Annotated in this window: 20 protein-coding genes; 12 read left to right on the forward strand and 8 right to left on the reverse strand. The window is 50.5% G+C overall.

The annotated features are described in order from the left end of the window. The first annotated feature begins 335 nt into the window (after positions 1-335). The 4 genes from C8E01_RS08965 to C8E01_RS08980 all read left to right on the forward strand — a co-directional run bounded on the left by C8E01_RS08965 (position 336) and on the right by C8E01_RS08980 (position 2,454). Positions 336-752 (forward strand): hypothetical protein, encoded by a 417-nt coding sequence (locus C8E01_RS08965; RefSeq protein ID WP_116543041.1) that lies wholly within the window; start codon positions 336-338, stop codon positions 750-752. Between the two features lie 79 nt (positions 753-831). After that, complete coding sequence (locus tag C8E01_RS08970) at positions 832-1,410, forward strand: RBBP9/YdeN family alpha/beta hydrolase (RefSeq protein WP_116543042.1); 579 nt, start codon at positions 832-834, stop codon at positions 1,408-1,410. A gap of 28 nt (positions 1,411-1,438) precedes the next feature. After that, positions 1,439-1,984, forward strand: coding sequence for a GNAT family N-acetyltransferase (locus C8E01_RS08975; RefSeq protein WP_116543043.1), 546 nt, complete (start codon positions 1,439-1,441; stop codon positions 1,982-1,984). Between the two features lie 32 nt (positions 1,985-2,016). Further along, positions 2,017-2,454, forward strand: coding sequence for a hypothetical protein (locus C8E01_RS08980; RefSeq protein WP_116543044.1), 438 nt, complete (start codon positions 2,017-2,019; stop codon positions 2,452-2,454). A gap of 77 nt (positions 2,455-2,531) precedes the next feature. On the opposite strand, the gene C8E01_RS21625 is transcribed toward C8E01_RS08980, so the two are convergent. After that, positions 2,532-2,690 carry a hypothetical protein gene (locus tag C8E01_RS21625; protein ID WP_165820606.1) on the reverse strand — a complete coding sequence of 53 codons (159 nt, stop codon included), beginning with the start codon at positions 2,688-2,690 and terminating at the stop codon, positions 2,532-2,534. 90 nt (positions 2,691-2,780) lie between these two features. Further along, positions 2,781-4,175 carry a type III PLP-dependent enzyme domain-containing protein gene (locus tag C8E01_RS08985; RefSeq protein ID WP_116543045.1) on the reverse strand — a complete coding sequence of 465 codons (1,395 nt, stop codon included), beginning with the start codon at positions 4,173-4,175 and terminating at the stop codon, positions 2,781-2,783. Positions 4,176-4,496: 321 nt separating this feature from the next. On the opposite strand from C8E01_RS08985, the gene rocF reads away from it, so the two are divergent. The 4 genes from rocF (at position 4,497) to C8E01_RS09005 (ending at position 8,945) form a co-directional block, all read left to right on the forward strand. Continuing rightward, a complete protein-coding gene (gene rocF, locus C8E01_RS08990) occupies positions 4,497-5,468 on the forward strand; it encodes an arginase (RefSeq protein WP_116543046.1) in 972 nt (323 codons plus the stop codon). 8 nt (positions 5,469-5,476) lie between these two features. Further along, complete coding sequence (gene argS, locus C8E01_RS08995; protein WP_116543047.1) at positions 5,477-7,267, forward strand: arginine--tRNA ligase; 1,791 nt, start codon at positions 5,477-5,479, stop codon at positions 7,265-7,267. A gap of 94 nt (positions 7,268-7,361) precedes the next feature. After that, positions 7,362-7,970 (forward strand): glutathione peroxidase, encoded by a 609-nt coding sequence (locus C8E01_RS09000; RefSeq protein WP_116543048.1) that lies wholly within the window; start codon positions 7,362-7,364, stop codon positions 7,968-7,970. Between the two features lie 39 nt (positions 7,971-8,009). Beyond that, positions 8,010-8,945, forward strand: a complete 936-nt coding sequence (locus tag C8E01_RS09005) for a 1,4-dihydroxy-2-naphthoate polyprenyltransferase (protein ID WP_116543049.1) — start codon at positions 8,010-8,012, stop codon at positions 8,943-8,945. On the opposite strand, the gene pncA is transcribed toward C8E01_RS09005, so the two are convergent. The 4 genes from pncA to C8E01_RS09025 form a co-directional block, all read right to left on the reverse strand. Beyond that, the gene (pncA, locus tag C8E01_RS09010; protein WP_116543050.1) at positions 8,942-9,559 is read right to left on the reverse strand and encodes a bifunctional nicotinamidase/pyrazinamidase; all 618 of its coding nucleotides are present in this window, start codon (positions 9,557-9,559) and stop codon (positions 8,942-8,944) included. The two genes, C8E01_RS09005 and pncA, sit on opposite strands and share 4 nt — an antisense overlap. Before the next feature lie 190 nt (positions 9,560-9,749). Then, entirely contained in the window at positions 9,750-10,463 is a 714-nt protein-coding gene (locus tag C8E01_RS09015) for a PIG-L deacetylase family protein (protein ID WP_116543051.1), read from the reverse strand. 176 nt (positions 10,464-10,639) lie between these two features. Next, on the reverse strand, positions 10,640-13,084 hold the full coding sequence (locus C8E01_RS09020; RefSeq protein WP_116543052.1) for a TonB-dependent receptor domain-containing protein: 2,445 nt from the start codon (positions 13,082-13,084) through the stop codon (positions 10,640-10,642). A gap of 302 nt (positions 13,085-13,386) precedes the next feature. Then, positions 13,387-14,814, reverse strand: coding sequence for a DEAD/DEAH box helicase (locus C8E01_RS09025; protein WP_116543307.1), 1,428 nt, complete (start codon positions 14,812-14,814; stop codon positions 13,387-13,389). Positions 14,815-15,531: 717 nt separating this feature from the next. On the opposite strand from C8E01_RS09025, the gene C8E01_RS09030 reads away from it, so the two are divergent. Continuing rightward, positions 15,532-16,683: a CaiB/BaiF CoA transferase family protein gene (locus C8E01_RS09030; RefSeq protein ID WP_243409493.1), complete on the forward strand. Its 1,152-nt coding sequence runs from the start codon at positions 15,532-15,534 to the stop codon at positions 16,681-16,683. A gap of 123 nt (positions 16,684-16,806) precedes the next feature. Further along, positions 16,807-17,478 carry a hypothetical protein gene (locus C8E01_RS09035; RefSeq protein ID WP_116543054.1) on the forward strand — a complete coding sequence of 224 codons (672 nt, stop codon included), beginning with the start codon at positions 16,807-16,809 and terminating at the stop codon, positions 17,476-17,478. A gap of 74 nt (positions 17,479-17,552) precedes the next feature. On the opposite strand, the gene C8E01_RS09040 is transcribed toward C8E01_RS09035, so the two are convergent. Continuing rightward, positions 17,553-18,302, reverse strand: coding sequence for a phenylalanine 4-monooxygenase (locus C8E01_RS09040; protein WP_116543055.1), 750 nt, complete (start codon positions 18,300-18,302; stop codon positions 17,553-17,555). Positions 18,303-18,799: 497 nt separating this feature from the next. Here C8E01_RS09040 and C8E01_RS09045 point away from each other — a divergent pair, with 497 nt between their 5' ends. Further along, positions 18,800-19,774 (forward strand): alkaline phosphatase family protein, encoded by a 975-nt coding sequence (locus C8E01_RS09045; protein WP_243409494.1) that lies wholly within the window; start codon positions 18,800-18,802, stop codon positions 19,772-19,774. Between the two features lie 84 nt (positions 19,775-19,858). Continuing rightward, positions 19,859-20,998 carry a hypothetical protein gene (locus C8E01_RS09050; protein WP_243409495.1) on the forward strand — a complete coding sequence of 380 codons (1,140 nt, stop codon included), beginning with the start codon at positions 19,859-19,861 and terminating at the stop codon, positions 20,996-20,998. A 58-nt stretch (positions 20,999-21,056) separates the two neighbouring features. On the opposite strand, the gene C8E01_RS09055 is transcribed toward C8E01_RS09050, so the two are convergent. Next, on the reverse strand, positions 21,057-22,928 hold the full coding sequence (locus tag C8E01_RS09055; protein ID WP_116543056.1) for an ABC-F family ATP-binding cassette domain-containing protein: 1,872 nt from the start codon (positions 22,926-22,928) through the stop codon (positions 21,057-21,059). Between the last annotated feature and the right edge of the window lie 13 nt (positions 22,929-22,941).

Raw genomic sequence — 22,941 nt, forward strand, 5'->3', positions numbered from 1 at the left:
TGAGTACTCCACCAAATCGTCTGAGACAATGATAAAAGTGGCCATGATTCACATCATGCTTAACAAACTAACTAAATAAAATCAAAACAGCCTCTTACACTCTTTATTTTTAGTCGCTTCATCGACAATGGGTACGGATTAGCCTATATTACTCCTTCAGATTTGGAAGAACTCTATAAACAGGAGAACTATAGACTGAATGGCTATCAAATAACAGGTTTGTCCAATGTTAAAGGCAACTGGTATTATATCTCATTTACTTAAAAAAACTAATAAAGCTAACCACATCGATAGTGCATGGACACACCATAACCAGATCTTTGAGTGATGTATAAATGGAAAATTGGGATAAAATAAAAGAGTCCATACTATTTGAATATCGAGGTGACTGGAAGCAAATAATGATTGAAAATTATTCTCTGCACCAGCACAACGAGTTAGTTAGCTTTATTGACCAAACGTATGGAATAAAACTGGCTGAAATCCCTGGCCAAGCTGACAGCTTTCAGATAGACAAAATCAGGTTTTATATCTATCAGAATAAGAATTGGCAATTTGATTTTAATCCAAAGCAAATCAGTAATACCGTTGACTATAATAAAGTAATCGGATTTATGGCCCGATTGTCCTTAAAATTTCATGAGCGAATATTCTTAGCCCATGAAGCTATCAATGATTACCCCTTAATTATTATAAGCGAAGGTATACACAGCTTAAATTATGATTTTTGGAGTAAGTATAAAGAATTATAAATAAGAACCACCCCTCTCAGCGCACCTATAATTTAGCTGCACCGCCTTATAGCCAACACGTTAACAAACCCTAGATAAAATGAACATAAACATACCTGGCCTGCATAACTCTGGAGAAGATCATTGGCAGACGATCTGGGAGAGAGAACACCCAAATCAGTTTTTCAGGGTAGTGCAGGAGGATTGGGAGAACCCAAATTGTGAGACGTGGATAAGCAGAATAGAAGAAGCCCTGAGTGGATTTGACCACGCGCAGCTTGTTTTAATTGGCCATAGTGTCGGCTGCGTTACAATCATGAAGTGGTTTGAGAGGTATGGACATCAAATCAAAGGCGCTCTGTTTATAGCACCAAGTGACGTGGACAGGCCAGGCTATCCGAAGTATATCACCGGTTTTAGCCCGATGCCCGAAGCCAGGTTGCCATTCCCTACCATAGTAGTGGCAAGCACAAACGACCACGTCGTAGATATCCAAAGAGCCAGATTATTCGCGAGAAACTGGGGCAGTGCGTTAGTGGAGTTAGAAAATGCAGGACATATAGAAGGCAAGTCCGGATATGGCAAGTGGGATTTGGGCTTTGAGTTAGTCAAAAAATTAAAAGAGCAGACTTCTGATATCGCGCAGGCAACATTCAAGCCCGCACCATCTGCTAATTAATGTAGGCAGTCACTTACACGAAGACCTTATGACCCAATACAAATCATTTGAAACCGAGCGTCTGCTGCTTATACCAACTTCGGAAGGGGATGCTGCTTTTATGTTGAGGCTACTCAATAGCCCGAGTTGGATCAGGTACATAGGAGACAGGAATGTGCACTCAGTGGAGGAGGCTGCTACTTATATACGCAATAAAGTAACCACCCAATTGGAGCGACTGGGGTATGCGAACTACACGGTCATCCGGAAGACAGACAAAGAGAAGCTGGGTGTTTGCGGACTTTACGATCGGGAAGGGCTCGAAGGTATTGACATTGGTTTTGCCTTTCTGCCGCAGCACGAAAAACAGGGCTATGCGTTTGAGGCTGCCCTGGAGGTAAAGCGTGCTGGCATTGAGGAGTTCGGCATTTCCCAGATGAAGGCAATCACGTCAAAAGACAATGTGAGCTCACAAAGACTGCTAGAGAAACTGGGCCTGAAATTTAGCAAAACGGTGCAGTTGTCCAACGAAGCAGAGGAGCTTCTGCTGTTTGAACTCAGAGTAGATGAACCGATACTGCCCTCAGTTAAATAGTTATTTCCCCTAAACCAATCATAGGAAGCAAGATGAAGCCAATCCTGAGAAACATTTTAGCCGTTGTAGCCGGTGTTGTAGTTGGCAGTGTTGTCAACATGAGCATCATTATGTTGAGCGGCGTCGTTATTCCGCCGCCAGCCGGAGTCGATACCACCACAGCGGAAGGACTGTCGGCAGGTATGCACCTGTTTGAGCCGAAGCATTTTCTGATGCCTTTTTTAGCGCATGCCTTGGGCACGCTGGTGGGCGCATTGGTCGCTGCAATGGTGGCAGCCACTCACAAAATGAAGTTTGCGCTAGGTATAGGCGTTTTCTTTCTGGTAGGAGGTATAGCCAGCGTACTGATGTTGCCTTCGCCCATGTGGTTCACGGTGCTTGACCTGGCTGGAGCTTATTTGCCGATGGCTTATCTGGCTGGTCTTTTGGTAACTAAAAGGCGCGGAAGTGCAGTTGGTATCACAGTTTGATGAAGGTATAAAAACAAAAAAAAACCGGCTCCAAGGCCGGTTTTTTTTATTTCATCAGGCGATCCGATCTTTCCAGATTAGCCCTTGATTACTTCAGTTTCCTTCACAAGCTCAGTTGCTGGGGCGTTCTGCTCGGACACCTCAACGCTGGCAAAGTTGTAGGCTGGGCAGTATGTCTTGCAGGAAGTCATACCCAGTGCCAGGATGAATGCGCCGAATGCTGCTAATTTCTTCATGGTAAAATATTTAAATAAACGATGGTAAACCAAAAATACAATTTTTACTATAAATGCAAAACTCTGTACGAAAAATAAACGCGTCTGTTGTTATATTTCGTATCCCAATATGTTCAGCATCGACTCATAGCTCTGTTCCGGCGCAAATTGCCAGCTCTTGAGCGTGCCGTCTTCCTGCTTGTCAACCAAAATGTGCTGCGGCGACGGAATGAGGCAGTGCTTAATGCCACCATACCCACTCAGCTGTTCCTGGTAGGCGCCCGTGTGGAAGAAACCGATGTACAAAGGTTTGTCTTTCGGTGCTTTCGGCAGGAACACCTGGAACGAGTGCATCTCTGAGTTGTAGTAATCCTGACTGTCGCAGGTCATGCCACCGAGCTGTATCTTACGGTACTCTTTATCCCAATGGTTGATTGCCAAAAGCGGCCAGCGCTGGTTCAGCGCCCAGGCGTCCGGCAGATTCGTGATGAACGAACCATCAATCATGTACCATAGTTCCTTGTCGTTCTGCAGCTTCTCATCCAGGATAGAGTAGATGTTGGCCGCACTTTCGCCCACTGTAAAGATGCCGAACTCCGTGAAGATGTTTGGCTCAGGCACACCCTCCTCCTTGCAGATGCGCTTGATCGTGCGCAGGATCTCCTCGGTCATGTACTGGTAGTTGTAGTCCGCCTGAATAGAGGTCTTGATCGGGAAGCCCCCGCCAATGTCGATGGTATCGAGCTCCGGGCATACCTTCTTGAGTTCGCAGTACTTGTGCACAAAGCGGCTCAATTCTGACCAGTAATAAGAAGTGTCCTTTATACCTGTGTTGATAAAGTAATGCAACATCTTCAGCTCGAAGCGATCGTCCGGCTTGATCTGCTGCTCATACAGGTCGATCACGTCGTTGTAGCGTACACCCAGGCGGGAGGTATAGAACTGGAACTTCGGCTCTTCATCAGACGCGAGGCGCATGCCTACCTTGGTCTTCACGTTTACGTGCTCCTTGTAGTACTCAATCTCGCCTATGTGGTCGAGTATCGGCATACAGTTCACAAAGCCGTCGTTGATGAACTCCGTGATCCACTGGCGGTAGCGCTGGCGCTTAAATCCGTTGCAAACGATATAGGTGTTTTTGTTGATTTTGCCCTTTTTGTAAAGCGCCTTGACGATCTGCATATCGTAACCAGAAGAGGTTTCGATGTGGATGTCGTTTTTGAGCGCCTCCTCCATTACAAAAGAGAAATGCGAGGCCTTGGTGCAGTAGCAGTAGGTATAAGTGCCCTGGTACTCCAGCTTCTGGATAGCGTCGTTGAAAAGACGTTTTGCCTTCTGGATCTGCGAACTAATCTTGGGCAGGTATGTTAATTTTAATGGAGTGCCATATTGTTCGATGAGTTCCATGAGCGGAATGCCATTGAAAAACAACTCGTTGTTCTCCACGGTAAATTCGTCTGTAGGAAAATCAAAAGTCTGGTGAATCAGGTCGGTGTATTTATCCATTCTGGTGCTTGTGGGCTTAAGAAAACATGCAATATTGTTCGTTATTTACCATCTTTGCAAAAACTTTGTTTAAATTATAAGAATCGTTCAGTTAATTATTTCAATCACGCTCTTTATAGCGGGAAAATAATTTTCGACACGAAGATTTTCGTGCACGACTGTCATCACCCTGCGAAGTCAGACCTTTCTTGCACCAGGGCTTATACCTTGCCACCGGGCCATGGCGGAAAAATCCCGCTTTGGAGCGGGTGTTGACAGAGCAGGAGAGTAAACTTTTGTAAGCGAGGTTACATAGAACTATAGGAGACTACCAATTTGCCTATGAAAAAGATTAAACTGATAGAAGTACGCTCAGAACTCGGCGCAGGCACGCGCGGAGCCAACATGGGAATAGACGCATTACGGGTAGCCTGCTGGGACAAGGGCTGCGATTATTTCAAGCGTTTCAACTCTATCAGCGTACCTGACCTCAACTACACTTTATTCGACAAGGATGTGTTTCCGAATGCGCACCGCATCGACAGCATCCTGACCGTTCAGAAAAATATTGCCAATGCCGTAGAGCAAACACTAGAGCTCGACATGTTTCCGCTGGTGCTGTCAGGCGATCACTCCAACGCGCACGGTACCATAGCAGGTATAAAAGCCGCCTACCCCGACAAAACATTGGGTGTGATCTGGATAGACGCACACGCCGACATTCACTCACCGTATACCTCACCTTCGGGCAATGTGCACGGCATGCCGCTGGCCATGGCCCTGAACTTCGACAACCTCGACCGTCAGATCAATGACCCGGCACCGGAAACGGTATTCTTCTGGAACTCGCTTAAGAAGCTGGGCTATGACGGTCCGAAACTCAAGCCAGAGCACCTGGTATACATTGTGGTGCGCGACACCGAAGAGCCGGAAGACTACCTGATTGAGAAGCACGGCATTAAAAACTTCACCTATGCCGAACTTAGCCAGAAGGGGCCAGAGAAGGTAGCTGCCGAGACACTGGAGCGGCTGCAAGATTGCGATATTATTTATGTGTCGTTCGATGTGGACAGCCTCGACTCGAAGTTCTCTAAAGGAACGGGCACCCCGGTTGCGATTGGCCTGACCGTGGAGGAAGCCAAGGTGCTCAACTACCACCTGCTGCAGGACCCACGCATTGTGTGCTACGAGATGACCGAGATCAACCCGACGCTCGACACCGAAAACACCATGGCCGAGAACGCCTTCGACATACTGGAGACCGCCACTGACGCCATTTTACACCGAGAATTTAACAAAACAGCTATACATTAATCTACTTAATGCAACTTCAATACGCCATCAGCCAGCGCATCAGCCAAGCATTAGAGGCTTCGTTCGGCCTTACCGTTGACGCTTCTTCCATTAGCCTGCAGCCTACCCGCAAAGAGTTCGCCGGCAGCTTCACGTTCGTTACCTTCCCCTACACCAAGCAGGCCGGCAAAGGGCCTGAGCAAATTGGAGAGGCGCTTGGCGCCTACCTAAAAGAGCACGCCCCCGAGGTGAAAGGCTACAACGTGGTGAAGGGCTTCCTGAACCTGGAGATAGAGGAGGAGGTATGGGTACGCCTGTTCCGCGAGCTGATGACCAACCCGAGCCACGGCCAGGCAGCCGATTCCGGCAAAAAAGTAATGGTGGAGTACTCTTCGCCAAACACGAACAAGCCGCTCCACCTTGGCCACCTGCGCAATAACTTCCTGGGCTACTCCGTGTCGGAGATCATGAAAGCCAATGGCCATAATGTGATGAAAGCCAACCTGGTGAACGACCGAGGCATCCATATTTGCAAGTCGATGCTGGCATACCAGAAAATGGGCAACGGCGAAACACCGCAAAGCAGCGGTATCAAGGGCGATCACCTGGCCGGTAAGTACTACGTGCTGTTCGACAAGGCTTACAAAGAGCAGATCGACGAGCTGGTAGCTGGTGGTATGGAAAAAGAGGAAGCCAAGAAAAAGGCTCCTTTGATCTTGGAAGCGCAAACGATGCTTCAGAAATGGGAGCAGGGCGATGAGGAAGTAGTATCGCTTTGGAAAACCATGAACGGTTGGGTGTATGAAGGCTTCGATGCCACGTACCGCAACATCGGTGTTGATTTCGATAAATTTTACTACGAATCTGAGACCTATACCTTAGGAAAAGAGCGCGTGGAAGAAGGACTGCAGAAAGGCGTGTTCTTCAAAAAGCCGGACGGTTCTGTGTGGGTGGACCTGACCGACGAAGGATTGGACGAGAAGCTGTTGCTTCGATCTGACGGCACTTCAGTATACATCACCCAGGACATGGGTACAGCCGAATTGAAGCACAATGACTTCCCGTACGATCAGTCCATCTACGTAGTTGCCGACGAGCAGAACTACCACTTCCAGGTACTGAAAGCGGTGCTCAAGAAACTGGGCAAGCCGTACGCCGAGGGCATCTATCACCTGTCCTACGGCATGGTGGATCTGCCTTCGGGTAAAATGAAATCCCGTGAAGGGACCGTGGTAGACGCAGACGAACTGGTGCAGGAGATGATCGACACAGCGCGTCAGCAAACTGAGGAATTGGGTAAGATAGAAGGTTTCACGCCGGAAGAAGCGCAGAAGCTGTACCATACCCTGGCAATGGGCGCCCTGAAGTACTTCCTGCTTAAAGTGGACCCGAAGAAGCGCATGCTCTTCAATCCGCAGGAGTCCATCGACTTCCGTGGCAACACCGGTCCGTTTGTGCAGTATACGCACGCCCGTATCTCGGCTATTCTGCGCAAGGCTACTGAAATGGGTATAGCCGTAGATGCAACTGCCTTTAGCGACTTCAACAACCTGCACGAAGCAGAGCAGGATGTGATCACGCTGCTGGTAGGCTATCCGGAAGTGGTGCAGGAAGCAGGCAAATTATACGCTCCGTCCGTGATCGCCAACTACGCCTACGAACTGGCCAAGTCTTACAACCGTTTTTACCAGGAGATCTCCATCTTCAACGAAACGGACGAGCAGGCCCGTAACTTCCGCATCGCTTTGTCAGCCATGGTAGCCCGCTTCGTGCGCAAGAGCATGAGCCTGCTGGGGATTGAGGTGCCAGAGCGGATGTAAGGTATAGTAAGGACGCTCGCGCCATAGTGAGTAGAAACAAATACAAGATTTTTCGGTTAAGCCGCATATACGTATACCTTAAGCAAAAAAAAACATGAAGCGCACCGCACAACTTTTAACCGCTGGCCTTGTACTAGGTATAGCAACTGCCTGTTCAGGTGGTTCTAACACAAGCAACCCAGCAACTGATACGACGACAAACACCATGGAAACACAAGCATCCCAAACGGCGCAGAGCTCCAATTTTTATTCTTTCAAAGTAGAAAGCCTGGAAGGGAAGGAAATCGATTTATCAAAGTACAAGGGCAAGAAAGTGCTGGTGGTGAACACGGCTTCGGAGTGCGGCTATACCCCGCAGTACGCCGACCTGCAAAAGCTGCACGAAACACATGGCGACAAAGTGGTGATCCTGGGATTCCCGGCTAACAATTTCGGCGGACAAGAGCCAGGCTCAGAAGAAGAGATCGCGGCCTTCTGCCAGAAGAATTACGGTGTGACTTTCCAGATGATGGAGAAGGTATCGGTGAAAGGCGACGATCAGCACCCGCTGTACCAGTGGCTGGCGAAAAACAGCCCGAACAACGACGAGCCGAGCTGGAACTTCAGCAAATACCTGATCGACGAGAATGGAAAGGTGGTTGCTTTTTATCCATCCAAAGTGAAGCCGATGGGAGAGGAGATCCTGGCGGCGATTCAGAAGTAATGTGACAGGTATAGCGAAACCTGATTTTAGAGAAATACCTTGAATACAACACAACACATTCCGCAGAATCCAGGCTTGGTAAAGGCCTGGATTTCCGCTTTTAGGCCGCGCACCTTGCCGCTGGCTTTTTCCTGCATCGGGATGGGCGGCTTTATGGCCGCTGCCTACGATGCCTTTAATGCCACAGTCGTTCTCCTCTGTGTGCTAACGACCCTGTTTCTGCAGATACTCTCCAACCTGGCCAACGACTATGGCGACTCTATACACGGAGCTGATAGCGTGCACCGCGAGGGACCGCAGCGGGCGGTGCAGGCGGGGCACATCAAGGCCGAGCACATGAAGAAAGGCATGGCGGTGTTCAGTCTGCTGTCGTTGGTGACGGGATTGTTGCTGCTCTGGGTGGCTTTCGGAACGGAGGGGTTATACCTGTTTCTGATCTTTCTGGGGCTGGGGTTGGCCTCTATCTGGGCAGCCATCAACTACACAGCGGGTTCCAATCCCTATGGCTATGCTGGTTTGGGCGATATCTTTGTGTTTGTGTTCTTTGGTCTGGTTGGCGTGCTGGGTACTTTTTTTCTGCAGGCGCAGTCGCTGCCAGTTTTGATGGTATTGCCGGCCATGGTCTGCGGTTTTTTCTCGATGGCGGTGCTCAACGTGAACAACATCCGTGACATTAAATCGGATGTGCTGGCGGGCAAACGCTCTATACCTGTGCGGCTCGGTCCGAAACGCGCCCGTATGTACCACCTCATGCTTTTGGCCGGCGGCGTGATAAGTGCTGTGGCTTATGTGCTGCTAAACTTCTACAGCGTATGGCAGTTTTTGTTTTTACTGGCGGTGCCGCTGGTGATTGTAAATGGTGTGAAGGTATGGCAGAAGCAAACTTCCGCTGAACTCGACCCATACCTGAAGCAAATGGCTATCACGACCATGCTCTTTGTGCTGCTCTTCGGTATAGGCCAGGTGGTAGGCTAATCGCGCATTGCCAAGGCACTGCTCTGGATGATCCTGCCGCCTTTTTCCAATATGTCCGCTCGTGCAGCCGCATAGCCTTCCTGACTGATAGCGCGAATAGTATCTTCTATGACAAAGGTGTCGAACCCTTCCTGCAGCGCGTCTACAGCAGAGTAGTACACACAATAGTCGGCAGCCAGGCCGGACAGGTATAGCTGCCTTACGCCTTTGCCGCGAAGGTAGTCCGCCAGTCCTGTCGACTTAAGCCGTCCGTTGTCATAGAAGCCGCTGTAACTGTCGATCTCGGGGTTGGTCCCTTTCCGGAAAATCGCTTCTATTTTATTTGCTTCAAGAGCAGGCGCCAGGTTTGCTCCGGGTGTGCCCTGTTGGCAGTGGTCCGGCCAGAGCACCTGCGGCAACCCAAGCAGCTCTGTCATTTCGAAAGGACTCTTTCCTTCGTGGTTGGAGGCAAAGCTTTTGTGGGAGGCCGGATGCCAATCCTGCGTGGCCACCACCAGATCAAACTCCGGCTGCAGTTGGTTGACGATAGGGATGATCAGGTCGCCTTCCGGCACAGCAAGTGCGCCACCGGGCAAAAAATCGTTCTGGATGTCAATAAGAAGTAGCGCTTTCATGGGGTATTTCTCAGGTATAGCAACAAGTTATGGGTATACGCCGAGTTTTGCAATACAGTAATTCACCGACAGCCTTCAGCTATACCTGTTCCGGAGGTAACCTATACCTGTTTTTTCCGAGAAACTCTGCCGAAGCTGCAATGCATTCCTGGTCCGGGATGCATTCGTCCGGAACTCTTTCGTCTAATAGCTACAGCTTGTCGGTCAGGTTTGCCAGGGGAGGCTCGTGTTCCTCCCGGTAAATCTCAAAGTATACGGTGTCGCCGATCGACTCTACCACATTTGCCTGCTTGATCACATCCTGATACGTTTTGTAGCAGCTCAGCGCTTTTTTCAGTATCTCAATGTCCTCCGGGCGCAATTTCACTTCGCAGTCGATCAAGTCTGGGCTGCTGTGCTTCATCACAAAAGTACCTTGCTGCAACGGTTGTTCTGTTTTGTTGGGTAGGGTCAGAAAGGCCAGTCTTTTCAGGTAATCGGCACCACCATCTTTCAGTTCCAGGAAAACACGTTTAATGACCGCGTGCATTACCAGGTGGTCGTGAAAGCCGCTCACCCCATGCACCGGGTACGACACAATCAACTGCGGCTCTAGCTGACGAATGTGCGCTTTCACTACACGCTCTATTTCCCGTGGATCCATCTCAGCCAGGCCATTATCGGGCAGGTCGAGCACCGTCATACCGGTCAGCTCCAGCACCCGCTCCACAGCCAGCATCTCCCTATACCTGACATCTCCCATTTCTTCTACACTCAGCCCCAGTTCGTGCCGCACCTTGGTAGCGCCTCCCCGGGTAAGGGTGAGCAAGTATACCTGGTGGCCTTGCTCCAGCTGCTGCCACATCACCGGCGCCGGGCCAAAGGATTCATCATCGGGATGCGGGAAAATGTAGAGGATGCGCATAACAACTTTCGTTTAAAGTGATGAGTACTTAAACGTGCAAAAGCGCAGGTTTGGCTAGGAATGCTCGACGCTCAATGTGTTATTTGGTTTGAGCGTGTGGCTCTGCTGTTGGGGTATGTAAGATAAGACCAGGAGTCACCTCATAGAGCGACTCCCGGAGCTAACCTAACAAATTCTTAATTGGCGCCGCCGCCTTGCTGCTCTCCAGCTTTCACGTCGTCGTTTTTGATACCGCGTTTCTTGCGGGCAATATCTCCCTTTAGCTTACCGAAGCGGTAGTTAAAGCCTAGACTGTAGCGGCGCATTAAAAAGATATTCTCCTGGTTCTGGGTGAAGCGTGGGTCGTTGATCTCGTTCAGGGCACGGCGGTTCTTCTGAAACGGGCTGTTCACCGAAAAGCTGATCGTCGCCTTGTTGTCTTTCAGGAACTGTTTGTTCACCGAAATACTGTTCCAGACATACCCGGCGGAGCGACCCTGCAACAGGATGCGTGAAGAGTAGTAGCCAATGTTACCACTGGCACGCCAGCCTTTCTCGAAGCGGTAGCTCGAGTAGCCGAATACATTGTAAGTGAAGCCCTCGTTGTTCTGAGGCAAGCCGTCAATGACGCTGGTCAGCTTCACATAATTGGCCGTAGAGTTTAGGTTGATGCTCAGGTTTTTGAACAGCGTGGTATTACCGCTCAAAGACAGCCCGTATGTCTGGTTGCGGCCTATGTTGCCGTAAGTGGTGCGGGCCACTGTATCAGTTCCAAGCGTGGTGTAGCTCTGGATAGAGTTGTTGGTGAAGTTGTGGAAGATGCTCGCATTGACAGACGTCCCTTTCACGAAGGTGCTGTAAGCCAGGTTAAACACATTGTTCGTGGCCGGATCCAGCTTCGGGTTGCCGTAGCTGATGTTGAGTGGGTCGATCTGGTTTACGTACGGGTTGAGGTAGTAAAGGCTCGGCCGTTCAATGCGCTGGGTATAGGACAGACGCATGGTGCTTGTTCCCTTCAACTTGCGCGACAGGGTGATGTTTGGGATCAGGTTGAAATAGTCTGGAGTAGCCACTGTGCCCGATGACTTGAAGTTGGCGTCAAGCTTGGTTTCTTCCAGGCGAGCACCGGTTTTCAAACCCCAGTCGCCTTTTTTGAGACTCAGCGAGGTATAGGCCGCGTAGATGTCCTGGCGGTACTCAAAGTTATTGCTCAGGTTCGGGTCGATTACAAAGTTGCCCGTTTCAGGGTTCTGATTGCTGTAGAAGTAGTCGCTGCTGTTCAGTCGGAAGATCGTTTTCACACCCAGTTCAAGCGTGTGCTTTTTGATCGGCTGCACATAGTCAGCTTGCATAGTATGCTCCACGGAGCTACCTTCGTTATCCGTCTGGCTTATCTGACCATTGAAGTTGAGCACAGGGGCTAGTATGAAATCTGAGCCGCTACCATTGACGCTGTTACTGAGTCGGTAGGAAAGCGTGAACAACTGGTCTTTGCTTTTCTTGAACGTGCGCTGGTAGTCTGCCCCGAAGTCGCTGCCCTTCCATCTGAAATCGCCGTTGTTCAGACGGGTATAGGCCTGCGTCAGCGCTCCGTCAGCGTTGTAAAGGTCGACACGCTGGGTCAGGAGGTTGTTGCCTGTGTTCAGGTTCATGCCGAAATTAGCGGTGAACAGGTTGAGCGTGTCCATTTCAAAGCTGAACTCCCCGCTGGCATACTGGTAGGTGTTATCGTTGCGGCTTTCACCCATCTGCTCTAGTACGGTTTGGCGTATTTTGTCTTCTCTGTACAGGTTGTTGCTATTGGCAGGACTGTTATAAGTGCCAGTCCCAAAGTAACCCGAAAAGCCTGCCTTGCCAGCCTTCGCCGTCAGGTAGCCACCAAAGTTAGAGCCTCTGGGGCTGGAGGCCTGTGCATGCACCGAGCCGTTATACCCGCCAATGTTCTTCTTATGCGTGATGATGTTGATGATGCCGCCCACTCCTTCAGCCTCGTACTTCGACGGCGGGTTGGTGATCACTTCGATGCTTTTGATGGTGCTGGCCGGCATGCTTCTGAACACATCTTTTGGGCTGCGCACAAAGAGCGAGGAGGTTTTGCCGTTAACAAGCACGCGGTAGTTGCTGTTACCGTTCAGTTTAATGTTGTCTTCTGCATCCAGACTCAGCAGCGGTACCTTACGCAGCATGTCCAGAGCCGTCATGGTCTGACTTTCGGGGTCGGCATCCACGTTATAGGTTATCTTGTCGATGTCCTGCTCTACCAGCAGCTTCTCTGTCACGACCTGCACTTCCTTCAGTTGCTTTGCCGATGAGGCAAGCGAGAGTTTACCTAAGTCGATGGTAGTGCCGGTAAAGGCCGGGAGTGGCAGCACTTTGGGCTTGTAGCCTACATAGGAGAGCACCAGTTGATACTGCTTCAGTTCAAGGCCCGTGAGTTCAAAAGATCCATTGTCTTTTGTGAAAGTACTTTTGATAGCCTGGTTTTTTCCTGCCTCCTGCACTACTACTGTCACATAGTCCAAGGCAGCCTGCGTTGTGGAGTCGGTTACGATACCTTTGATGGTGCCTGTCGGTGTTGGGGATTGGGCAAAAGCCGTGCAAGCCAGGCACCAGAGGAGTGCCAGGAGTAAAGTTTGTTTCATTTTGAAGTAGAATTGTTTGGGTAACACTATCAGTACCGGCAGGCTGCAAAAACCCTTCTCTACACTTCGTTTTAGCTTAAACTGACAGTAAATGCTGTGGAGAGTTTCAGTATTGATTAGAAAGGTATAAAATAATATATATTAATCTGCAAATATTATATAAAGCCGCCTTTTCTATAGATGAAAATAGGGGTTGGTATCTACAAAGCCGCAAATTAGCATTAGTTGGAGTTGGGGTACTGTTAAACAGGTATGACTCCTGTTAAAGAGAAAGGCCACCCCGCTAGGAGTGGCCTTTCTCTTTACTTATTGTCTTGCGGAACCGGCGGGTTGCTGTTCTGCGGGTTTGTATTACCCGGCTTTTTGCGATTTCGGTTCCTGTTGCGATTGCGGTTTGGTTTCTGGTCGCCTTCCTGCCCCTCGGCTCTCGGAGCGCCTTGCTCCGCTCTAGGCTGCGGAGAGGCTGCTTTTATCGGGCGGCTGTTTCCGTCAGGTCGCGGGGCAGTGCCTTCCGGCTTTGGTCCTCTGCGTCGGTTGCGATCTCCGCCGCCACCTGCGCCGGAACGCTGGCCGCCGCCCTGTCTGCCACCACTGGTTCTTCCGCCGCCCTTGCCTCCGCGGCCAAAATCACGGCGTGTCGGATCGAAAACCGGAGCCGGGCCAAAGCCCTCCGGAAGCGGCAGTTTCGGCAGGTCGCGCTCTATGAGCTGCTCTACCTTGCGCACCCGGTACATGTCGTTCTCGTTCACAAACGTGATGGCCATACCTGTAGAGGCAGCCCGGGCCGTACGGCCCACACGGTGCACGTAGTCTTCGGCATCCTGCGGCATGTCAAAGTTCACCACATGGCTCAGGCTGTCGATGTCTATACCTCTGGAGAGAATGTCGGTAGCTACCAGTATCTGGTACTTCTTGTTCTTAAAACCTTGTAGTGCCTTCTCACGCTCTTCCTGCGTCAAGTCTGACATAATGCCCTCGGCCTCAAAGCCCATTTTGCGCAGCGAGCGCACGATCTGGTTTACATTCGACTTGCGGGACGTGAAGATGATCATGTTTGACACCTCCAATTCGCGGATCAAGTGCTCCAGCAAAGGAAGCTTCTGGTTATCGTAGGTCAGGTATAGGCGCTGGTCTATACCTTCTGCCGGCTTCGAAATAGCCAGGTTGATCTCAGCGGGCTGCTGCAGGATCTGCTGTGACAAATCGCGAATCTTCTTTGGCATGGTGGCCGAGAAGAGGAGCGTCTGGCGCTGGGCAGGCAGTGCGCGCACTATCTTCAGGATATCATCCATAAAGCCCATGTCCAGCATCTTGTCAGCCTCGTCGAGCACCAGGTACTTAAGTTGATCCAGCCTTACGTAGCCCAGTGCCATATGCGACATCAGTCGGCCTGGCGTGGCAATGATAATATCAGCACCGCCGGTGAGGGCGCGCTTCTGCTGCTCCCACTCATCGCCTTTGCTGCCACCATAGATGGCGATAGAACTTACCGGGGCAAAATAACCCAGGCCTTCCACCTGTTCATCTATCTGTTTTGCCAGCTCGCGGGTAGGAACCAGTATAAGGGTGCTGGTGAAGTCGTAGTTAGCGTGCGAAATACGATCGATCAGCGGCAACAGGTAGGCGGCTGTCTTGCCAGTACCTGTCTGCGCGCAGGCAATAATATCCTTTTGCTCTAGTATAAGCGGAATCGCCTGTTGCTGTACCGGGGTCGGGGTGTTGTAGCCCATCGACTCAATTCCGGTGATCACGTCTTCGTGAAGGTTGAATGAATGAAAATCCAAAGTTATCTCCTTAAAATTATTTTTATGGCCTAGCGGCCTTTAAACCGCATTTATAGGGGTAAAGATACGATTTTTATACCTTATTTGAGAAAAATTTAAAAGTTGATGTTATTTATATTGAAAATTATATTAATATTGCATCGTCAATCAGCAGAGAATATAACAATACATTTAAAAAGTTGACACGGCATTCGAAAAGTTCAAAGCATTAAAAAAACGCTATATAGAGGTAATGCTTTAAATTTTAGTGAAAATAAAGAATACTTTTTTACATTATAGTACTTAAATTATATTTAATTTTATTTACATAGATTTTTTTATATTAACGCCGTAACATTTGTAAAAGCAAGGCGTAAACAAGCTCAAAGTGATATAATCAATCATCTTAAAACATATAAAAGAAAGATTTATTTAAAATTAAAATGAAAAAAGCTATACAAGAATCTCCGAACTTCTATCTTCTACTGGGTGTAAACATCATCAATGCTATCTTTATTTTGATATAGCACACCTCCTGATCGGAACCTAATTATAAATCATAGCGAAAACATACTGGCAGCTCTTCTTCGGAAGGGCTGCTTTTTTTATACCCTTTTTGGTAGCTTTGTTTTCAGCGCTGTAGCCTGAGGCAGTGGTGCGCACAATACCTTATACCTAATGACAATGGCAGAACCTGTTTTTAAAGATATGCTGGTACTTGAACTGGCCAGTGTGCTGGCAGGACCGAGTGTGGGGCAGTTTTTTGCAGAGCTGGGCGCTACGGTGGTGAAGCTGGAAAATGCCATGACCGGAGGCGATGTAACGCGCACCTGGAAACTGGCAGGAGAGCAGGGGAGCGATAAGGTGTCAGCGTACTTTTCGGCTGCTAATTGGGGAAAGCTCTCCATCGGGCTGGATATTTCGCAGCTACCAGCCCTGGAGGTTGTGCACAAATTGGCTGCCAATGCAGATGTGGTTATTGCCAGTTACAAGCCCGGGGACGCCGAGAAACTGCAGGTAGACTACCAAACCTTAACTCTGCTCAACCCAAGACTCGTCTATGGGCATATCACCGGCTACGGGCTGGAAGACCAGCGGGCAGGCTACGATGCCGTGATCCAGGCAGAGAGCGGGTTCATGTACATGAACGGTTCTCCGGACGGTCCTCCCACTAAAATGCCCGTGGCCCTGATGGATATACTGGCAGCGCACCAGTTGAAGGAGGGCCTCCTGACGGCTCTGTTGCAGCGTGAACGCACTGGCCAGGGAAATTATGTGCAGGTTTCGCTCTTTGATGCAGCCGTTTCGGCGCTGGCCAATCAGGGGACGAACTACCTGGTGGCGGGGCATAGTCCGCAGCGTATGGGGTCGGAGCATCCCAATATTGTACCTTATGGCAGTGTTTTCGCTTGCCGGGACGGCCGCCAGCTCGTGCTCGCCATTGGCGACGACCGGCAATTCAGGCGCCTGTGCCAGGTGCTGGGAGATGCTGCCCTGGCCGATAACCCTAGCTTTGCCACCAACAGCGCAAGAGTGCGGCACCGGAATGCGGTAAATGAACAACTGAGACAGCTGGTTAGTCAGTTTGAGCGCGATGGGTTACTGCGGGAGTTGCACAGACTGCATGTGCCGGCAGGCGCAGTTAACAGTGTGCCTGAAGTTTTTGAACAGCCGCAGGCCGGGCGCATGTTGCTTAATCAGCCCAATGGCCCGAGGGGCATCAGGCAGGTAGCATTTGTGGTAGAGGGTACGAAAGCAGATGAAGTAGCGCCTCCACCAGCCTTTGCACAGCACCAGGCCCAGATACTGGACATGCTTGGAAACCCTGGCGAGTAAGACGAGTACTTATGCATCAGCAACCAGACTGGTTTGTAGTCGGCTGGCAAGCCAGAAATTGAGCTGAAAAACCATTTCTAAAGGATTAGAGTAAAAAATACAGCACCCGAAAGAAACACAAGTATGAAAGATAGACTCGACGATATAATACAGGGCTTGCAGCAAAAATCGGCCACCAAGCAGGCAATTTACCGCAACACCTACCAAACATTTACACGCATGAAGGAGCTCTCCCAGGAAATTGTGGACGAGCTGACCAACCGGATCACCACGCACAATGCCGATGTGGTAATCGAGTATAAGGCCATTAGCGACCTGGAGTTTCAAATTAAATTCTCAGGCGATTTACTCGTATTCGTAATGCACTCTAACATTGTTACTTTCCCGGATGACTACGAGATCATGCGTAACGATTATGTAGACGAGGACTTCCGCCGTCGCTTTTTCGGGCACATCATGGCTTACAACTTCATGGCCGACACCATCAAATACAACCGCCTCGACGACCCGGGCTACCTGGTTGGCCGCATGTTGATCAACATCGAAAACCACTTCGTGATAGAGGGGGTGAAGCAGATGGATTTGCCGTACGACCGCATTGCCCGCAACGTAATCAGCGACGACATGCTGCGCCTGATCGTGGAGAGTGCCATGATCGCAGCTGTCAATAATGACCTGATGGGGCAGGATGTGTCGGATATTGAACGCATCACCTATAAGCAGAAGCTCGAAAACTCCCAGCTGTCGAGGCCGCGCAAGTTGGGCTTTATGGTCAGCCACGAGCTCACGCACTAGCCTGACAGGTATAACTTAATAACCCCGCCTGCAATGGGTAATCCATACCTTTTGCAGGCGGGGTTTATTTTAGGTTAAGCCGTAGTGGCCAGGGTATCCTGGGTGCGTAGCTTGTGTAGGGCAGCCTCTATGGCCGGCAGGCTATGGAGCAACTGCTCAAAGCTCTGGATACAGAAGTACTGGCTCTGGAAAGTCTCTTTTATATAAGGCGTATCCAGGATGTAGTTTACATCAAAGTCAAACTTCACGCTTTCGTCTGAAACAGACAGGTTACTTTCGCCTACGGATGACAAAATGCCGGCACCATAGATCTTGGCTTTTTGGCCCGGCTTTCGAAACAAACCGAATTCAATGGTATACCAGTAGATGCGCGTGAGGCGGTCAATGATGTCAGGGCGGTCGAGGTGGTTGAGGGCCAGTTCGGACAGCTTAGCCAGAAACTCGCAGTATACGGGTATGGTAAGCAAGGGCACATGGCCAAACACGTCATGAAACATATCGGGCTCCTCGAGGTAGTCGAGCTGGTCCATGCGGCGCACCCACACCGTGGCCGGAAAGCGCTTGCTGGCGATCAGCTGAAAGAAAAGGGCATCGTCGACAATGCCGGGGGCAGCCACCACTTCAAATCCGGTCAGGGGCTTGAGTTTTTGATTGATCTCGTTGAAATCAGGAATGCGGTCGCGGCTAAAGCCGACTTTCTCCAGCCCCTCCAGAAACTCAGGTATAGCCTTGTCGGGAAGGTTGCGCAACTGGCGATCGTAGAGGATGGCCCATACCTGGTGGTTCTCGGAAGTGTAGCTGCTGTAGTTTTGTGTCAGGTTCATGGCTAGCGTATGGCTTTGTTTTAAATTTTTGGATTAGGTATAAAATGAAAAAAGCAGAGCGAAAGCTCTGCTTCAGTTGTATCAGTTCAGGTATGCCGGGGGCTTTTCCTGTTTAAGTGCGGTTTATGAGTCGTCTGATTGCCTGAGAGAGCGCAGTAGAGCAGCGGTAATAATAACCGTAGCAATAATAAGCGGCACGATAGCAATCAGTGGAAATAGCATGCAGCAGCACAGTGCCGAGTGGCAAAGGCAAAGGGAGGGTCGCTATGGCTGCTGGTGTATGCATTTATCTTTTGATGTTCGCAATTAGAGTATTCTTGAGCGTAAACGCAAATTATGCTGATGAGTTTTTCGAATATATGAGGTTTTCCTAGCTGTGTGCCTGAAGTTCCGCAGGAATCGTATACCAAGGTATAGGATTTTATGTTCTTTTATTTGTGTCAGATATGGGTGCGCTCCCGGGTTTTTTGAAGCAGTGGCAAACAGGTTGGCAGCGAATGTTGCTGATTTTGTCAGTTACAGCGCTGCTCAGTTCCTGCGCCGCATCTGATGTAGGGGGAGGAGCCGGTGGTTTGCATTCTGAAAATGTGATTATCCTGGTGATCGACGGGGTACGCTATTCTGAAACCTGGGGAGCTGTGCCGGGTATTATTCCCAACATGTCGCAAAGCCTGATGCCGCAGGGCACCTTTTGCAACAACTTTCGCAACGAGGGCTATACCTACACCAACTCCGGCCATACCGCCATCACGACAGGTATAAACCAGCCCATCGATAACTACGGCACCGAACTCCCCGCTAATCCTTCTTTCTTACAGCTCTGGCTCAAGCAGACAGGTAAACCCGCCACCGCCGCCTGGATCGTGTCGAGCAAAGACAAGCTGGATATCCTGGGCAACACCCTGCACCCTGACTGGCAAGGCCAGGCACTGCCCTCGCTCAACTGCGGCGTCAGCGGACCCGGCAGTGGTTACCGGGCCGACTCGCTGACTTTGGTAGAGGTATTGAACGTGCTGAAAACCCACCGGCCTAACCTGATGCTGATCAACTTCATGGAGCCCGATGGCTATGCCCATGCCGGCAACTGGGAGCACTACCTGCGCGGTATCGCCCGTGGCGACCGCTACGCCAGGCAACTCTGGGATTTTCTGCAAAAAGACAGCCACTACCGTAAAAAAACGACTCTACTGATCACCACGGACCACGGCCGTCACCTGGATACGGTGGAGAACGGCTGGATAGACCACGGCGACGATTGCGAGGGCTGCCGGCGTATCAGCCTGCTGGCGCTGGGCCCTGACTTCCGGAAAGGCGGGTTCGTGGAAACAACGCATACCCTGGTGGATATTTCGGCAACAGTGGCTCCGATGCTAGGTATGGCTTTTCCGCAATCGGAAGGTACACTTATGACTGAACTGTTTACACGTCGCAGTTTGCGCAGGTTGCCAGCCGCAACCGTACCTGTTCCCTGATGCCTATACCTGAATTGAGCTTTCAGGGTATGGCTTTTATTTGATTCTTAGTGCTACGGGCAGCATCATCTTTTCTCTTGTCCAATGGCAATTTCCCAGATTTTTGATGGCTTCAAGTGGCGGTTATACCCGTTGGTGTTTGCCATGGTGCTATACCTGCCTTTGCAGGGGCAAGCGCCGGTATATCCAATTGAGCAACTAAGCACAACCGAACGGCAAAACAGGCAATCAGCTAAACCAAAGGATCTGTTTTCGGAGGACTCAGTGCTGAAGTTTACGCTGGTGGTGAACTACCAGCGGCTGCTAAAAGACCGTGGCGATGAAAGACAGTATCACACAGCCACACTTTCTTATGCCGACGGTGCCGGAACTGCGGTGCATATGCCACTTCGGGTTATGGTGCGGGGGAACCGTCGTCGTGATGCCAACGTCTGCCGTTTTCCGCCGCTCATGCTCAACCTGATCCGAAAGAAGATGCCAAAAGGCTCTATTTTCGAAGGGCAGAACAAACTGAAACTGGTGACACACTGCATCGGTGATGAATTTGTGCTGCGAGAGTACCTCGTGTATAAGGTGTACAACATTCTGGCGGAAGAGAGCTTTCGGGTGCGTTTGTGCCAGGTAACTTACGAAGACAGTACCGGAAGGAGAAAGGAGGAAGTACGTTATGCCTTTCTGATTGAGGATGACAAGGCCATGGCCAAGCGTACCAACATGAAGCTTATACCTGGCAAAAGGGTCATAGGGATGGACCACATGGAACAAAAAGCCATGGCCCGGCTGGCACTCTTTCAGTACATGATCGGCAACACCGACTGGTCGGTGCCCTACCGCCACAACATCGACCTGCTGGCACCCGACTCCCTCTCTGCGCCCACCCCCGTGCCTTTCGACTTCGACTACGCAGGTATAGTCGGAACGCCTTATGCTTCCCCTCCGCCTGAACTGGGTCTAAATTCAGTAAAGCAGCGCCTATATCGGGCCTACAGTTTTCCGGAAAATGTGCACCGTGAAGTGGTTAATACCTTTAACTCCTATCGTACCCCGATCTATGCGGTATACAGGCAGTGTGAGCCCCTGAGTAAAGCAGGTTTGCGGCAGTCGCTCAGTTACCTGGATAGTTTTTACGAGATCATTAACCACCCGCGCAAGTTTGAGCGTGAGATCGTGAAGGTGGGTGAGCGCAACGAGAAAGCGTACGTAACGGTGAGGGGCTTGAAATGAAACCGCCGAAACAGACAGGCTGCTCCGGCGGTTTTAAGGTATAGCGTTATCATATACTTTACATGATTTCGGATAGCTCGAGCCAGCGCATTTCCATCTCTTCCAGTTGCTCGTTCAGCTGCTCCAGTTCTTTGGCCCAGGTGCTTAGCTGTGCGTGATCAGTAGAGGTGCCAGCGTTCATGGTTTCTATCAGCTCTGTTCTGCGGGACTCCAGTCGTGGCATTTCCTTTTCCAGCTCTTCAAACTCTTTTTTCTCCTGATAGGTCGGTTTGCGCTTTCCTTCCGGCTTTTCCTGTTTCTGTTCCATAACGGGAGCTGCTGGTTTTGGCTCCTGCACTACTTTTTCCTGCTCCTTGAGCCACTCGCGGTAGTCGGTATAGTTGCCCGGGAAGTTGCGAATCTTGCCTTCGCCTTCGAATACAAACAGGTGCTCCACCAGCCGGTCCATAAAGTAGCGGTCGTGCGATACCATCAGCAGACAGCCACCGAAGTTAAGCAGGAAGTCTTCGAGTATGTTGAGCGTGATGATGTCGAGGTCATTGGTAGGCTCGTCGAGGATCAGGAAGTTGGGGTTCTTGATCAGCACGCGCAGCAACTGCAGACGGCGCTTCTCGCCACCGCTCAGCTTGCTCACAAAGGTATACTGCTGCGGCGGTGCAAACTGGAAGTGCTGTAGGAACTGACTTGCCGTGATTACCTCGCCATTGGCCATCTCCACCACTTCAGCGATTTCCTTCACAATGTCGATTACGCGCTGGTCTTCCTTAAAGGTCAACTCGTCCTGGGTATAGTAACCGAACACAGTAGTCTGGCCAGCGTCGATGGTGCCGCTGTCAGGCTGCAGTTTGCCCGTGAGCATGTTCAGGAAAGTAGACTTGCCTGCACCGTTCGGGCCCACCACACCGATGCGGTCTTTCTTCTTGAACACATAAGAAAAATCATCTACGATCTTCTTGTTGCCAAATGATTTCGAAATATGATCTACCTCGATGATTTTGCCGCCCTGACGCGTGGTCTTGACGGAGAGCTCCAGTTGTGGACCTGCTGTTTTTTTGGCCGCTTTTTCTTTCAGTTCCTCAAAGGCGTCTACTCTGTACTTGGCTTTGGTGCCGCGGGCCTTTGGCTGACGACGAATCCAGTCGAGTTCTTTGCGCATCAGGTTGCGCGCCTTTTCAGTTTCCGCTGCAGCCATCTCCTCGCGGGAGGCCTTTTTCTCCACAAAATAGCTGTAGTTGCCTTTGTAGGTATAGAGTTCGCCGTTGTCGAGCTCGGCTATTTCGTTGGCCACTTTGTCGAGGAAGTAACGGTCGTGCGTCACCATCAGCAGCGAGGTGTTCTGCGTGGAGAGCAGGCCTTCGAGCCACTCAATGGTATCCAGGTCCAGGTGGTTGGTAGGCTCATCCAGGATCAGCATGCTGGGTTCTTCGATCAGCACACGCGCCATGGCTACGCGCTTGCGCTGCCCACCTGAAAGGTGCTTGATCTGCTGCTCCAGGTTGTGTATACCTAGTTTGGAGAGGATCTGCTTTACTTTGATCTCAAAATCCCAGGCCTGCAGTTCGTCCATGCGCTCCATCAGTTGCTGCATGACCTCCGCGCTGGTGTCAGGGTGAGAGATGGCCACTTCATAGTCGCGTATAGTATCGAGCACTTCGCCCTGTCCGCCAAAAATGGTTTGCTGTACGGTCAGTTCCTCGTCAAACTCAGGGTTCTGGCCCAGGAAACCGATCGTGACTTCTTTGCGCACGCTCACGCTGCCTTCATCGGGGGGCAGTTTGCCTGCCAGCACATTCAGCAGGGTGGTTTTGCCGGAGCCGTTCACGCCTACTAGCGCTACACGCTGCCCCTGGCTGAGGCCAAAATTCAGGTTTTTGAAAAGCCAGCGTTCGCCAAAGCTTTTCGATATATTATCTGCGGATAGGTAATTCATAAGGCAAATTTAG

It is taken from the genome of Pontibacter virosus (assembly GCF_003096355.1).
Lineage (GTDB): Bacteria > Bacteroidota > Bacteroidia > Cytophagales > Hymenobacteraceae > Pontibacter > Pontibacter virosus.

Coding starts and splice junctions, on each gene's coding strand:
- C8E01_RS08965 (WP_116543041.1), top strand. CDS start 336: ATGGAAAATTGGGATAAAATAAAAGAGTCCATACTATTTGAATATCGA.
- C8E01_RS08970 (WP_116543042.1), top strand. CDS start 832: ATGAACATAAACATACCTGGCCTGCATAACTCTGGAGAAGATCATTGG.
- C8E01_RS08975 (WP_116543043.1), top strand. CDS start 1,439: ATGACCCAATACAAATCATTTGAAACCGAGCGTCTGCTGCTTATACCA.
- C8E01_RS08980 (WP_116543044.1), top strand. CDS start 2,017: ATGAAGCCAATCCTGAGAAACATTTTAGCCGTTGTAGCCGGTGTTGTA.
- C8E01_RS21625 (WP_165820606.1), bottom strand. CDS start 2,690: ATGAAGAAATTAGCAGCATTCGGCGCATTCATCCTGGCACTGGGTATG.
- C8E01_RS08985 (WP_116543045.1), bottom strand. CDS start 4,175: ATGGATAAATACACCGACCTGATTCACCAGACTTTTGATTTTCCTACA.
- rocF (WP_116543046.1), top strand. CDS start 4,497: ATGAAAAAGATTAAACTGATAGAAGTACGCTCAGAACTCGGCGCAGGC.
- argS (WP_116543047.1), top strand. CDS start 5,477: ATGCAACTTCAATACGCCATCAGCCAGCGCATCAGCCAAGCATTAGAG.
- C8E01_RS09000 (WP_116543048.1), top strand. CDS start 7,362: ATGAAGCGCACCGCACAACTTTTAACCGCTGGCCTTGTACTAGGTATA.
- pncA (WP_116543050.1), bottom strand. CDS start 9,559: ATGAAAGCGCTACTTCTTATTGACATCCAGAACGATTTTTTGCCCGGT.
- C8E01_RS09015 (WP_116543051.1), bottom strand. CDS start 10,463: ATGCGCATCCTCTACATTTTCCCGCATCCCGATGATGAATCCTTTGGC.
- C8E01_RS09020 (WP_116543052.1), bottom strand. CDS start 13,084: ATGAAACAAACTTTACTCCTGGCACTCCTCTGGTGCCTGGCTTGCACG.
- C8E01_RS09025 (WP_116543307.1), bottom strand. CDS start 14,814: ATGGGCTACAACACCCCGACCCCGGTACAGCAACAGGCGATTCCGCTT.
- C8E01_RS09030 (WP_243409493.1), top strand. CDS start 15,532: ATGGCAGAACCTGTTTTTAAAGATATGCTGGTACTTGAACTGGCCAGT.
- C8E01_RS09035 (WP_116543054.1), top strand. CDS start 16,807: ATGAAAGATAGACTCGACGATATAATACAGGGCTTGCAGCAAAAATCG.
- C8E01_RS09040 (WP_116543055.1), bottom strand. CDS start 18,302: ATGAACCTGACACAAAACTACAGCAGCTACACTTCCGAGAACCACCAG.
- C8E01_RS09045 (WP_243409494.1), top strand. CDS start 18,800: ATGTTGCTGATTTTGTCAGTTACAGCGCTGCTCAGTTCCTGCGCCGCA.
- C8E01_RS09050 (WP_243409495.1), top strand. CDS start 19,859: ATGGCAATTTCCCAGATTTTTGATGGCTTCAAGTGGCGGTTATACCCG.
- C8E01_RS09055 (WP_116543056.1), bottom strand. CDS start 22,928: ATGAATTACCTATCCGCAGATAATATATCGAAAAGCTTTGGCGAACGC.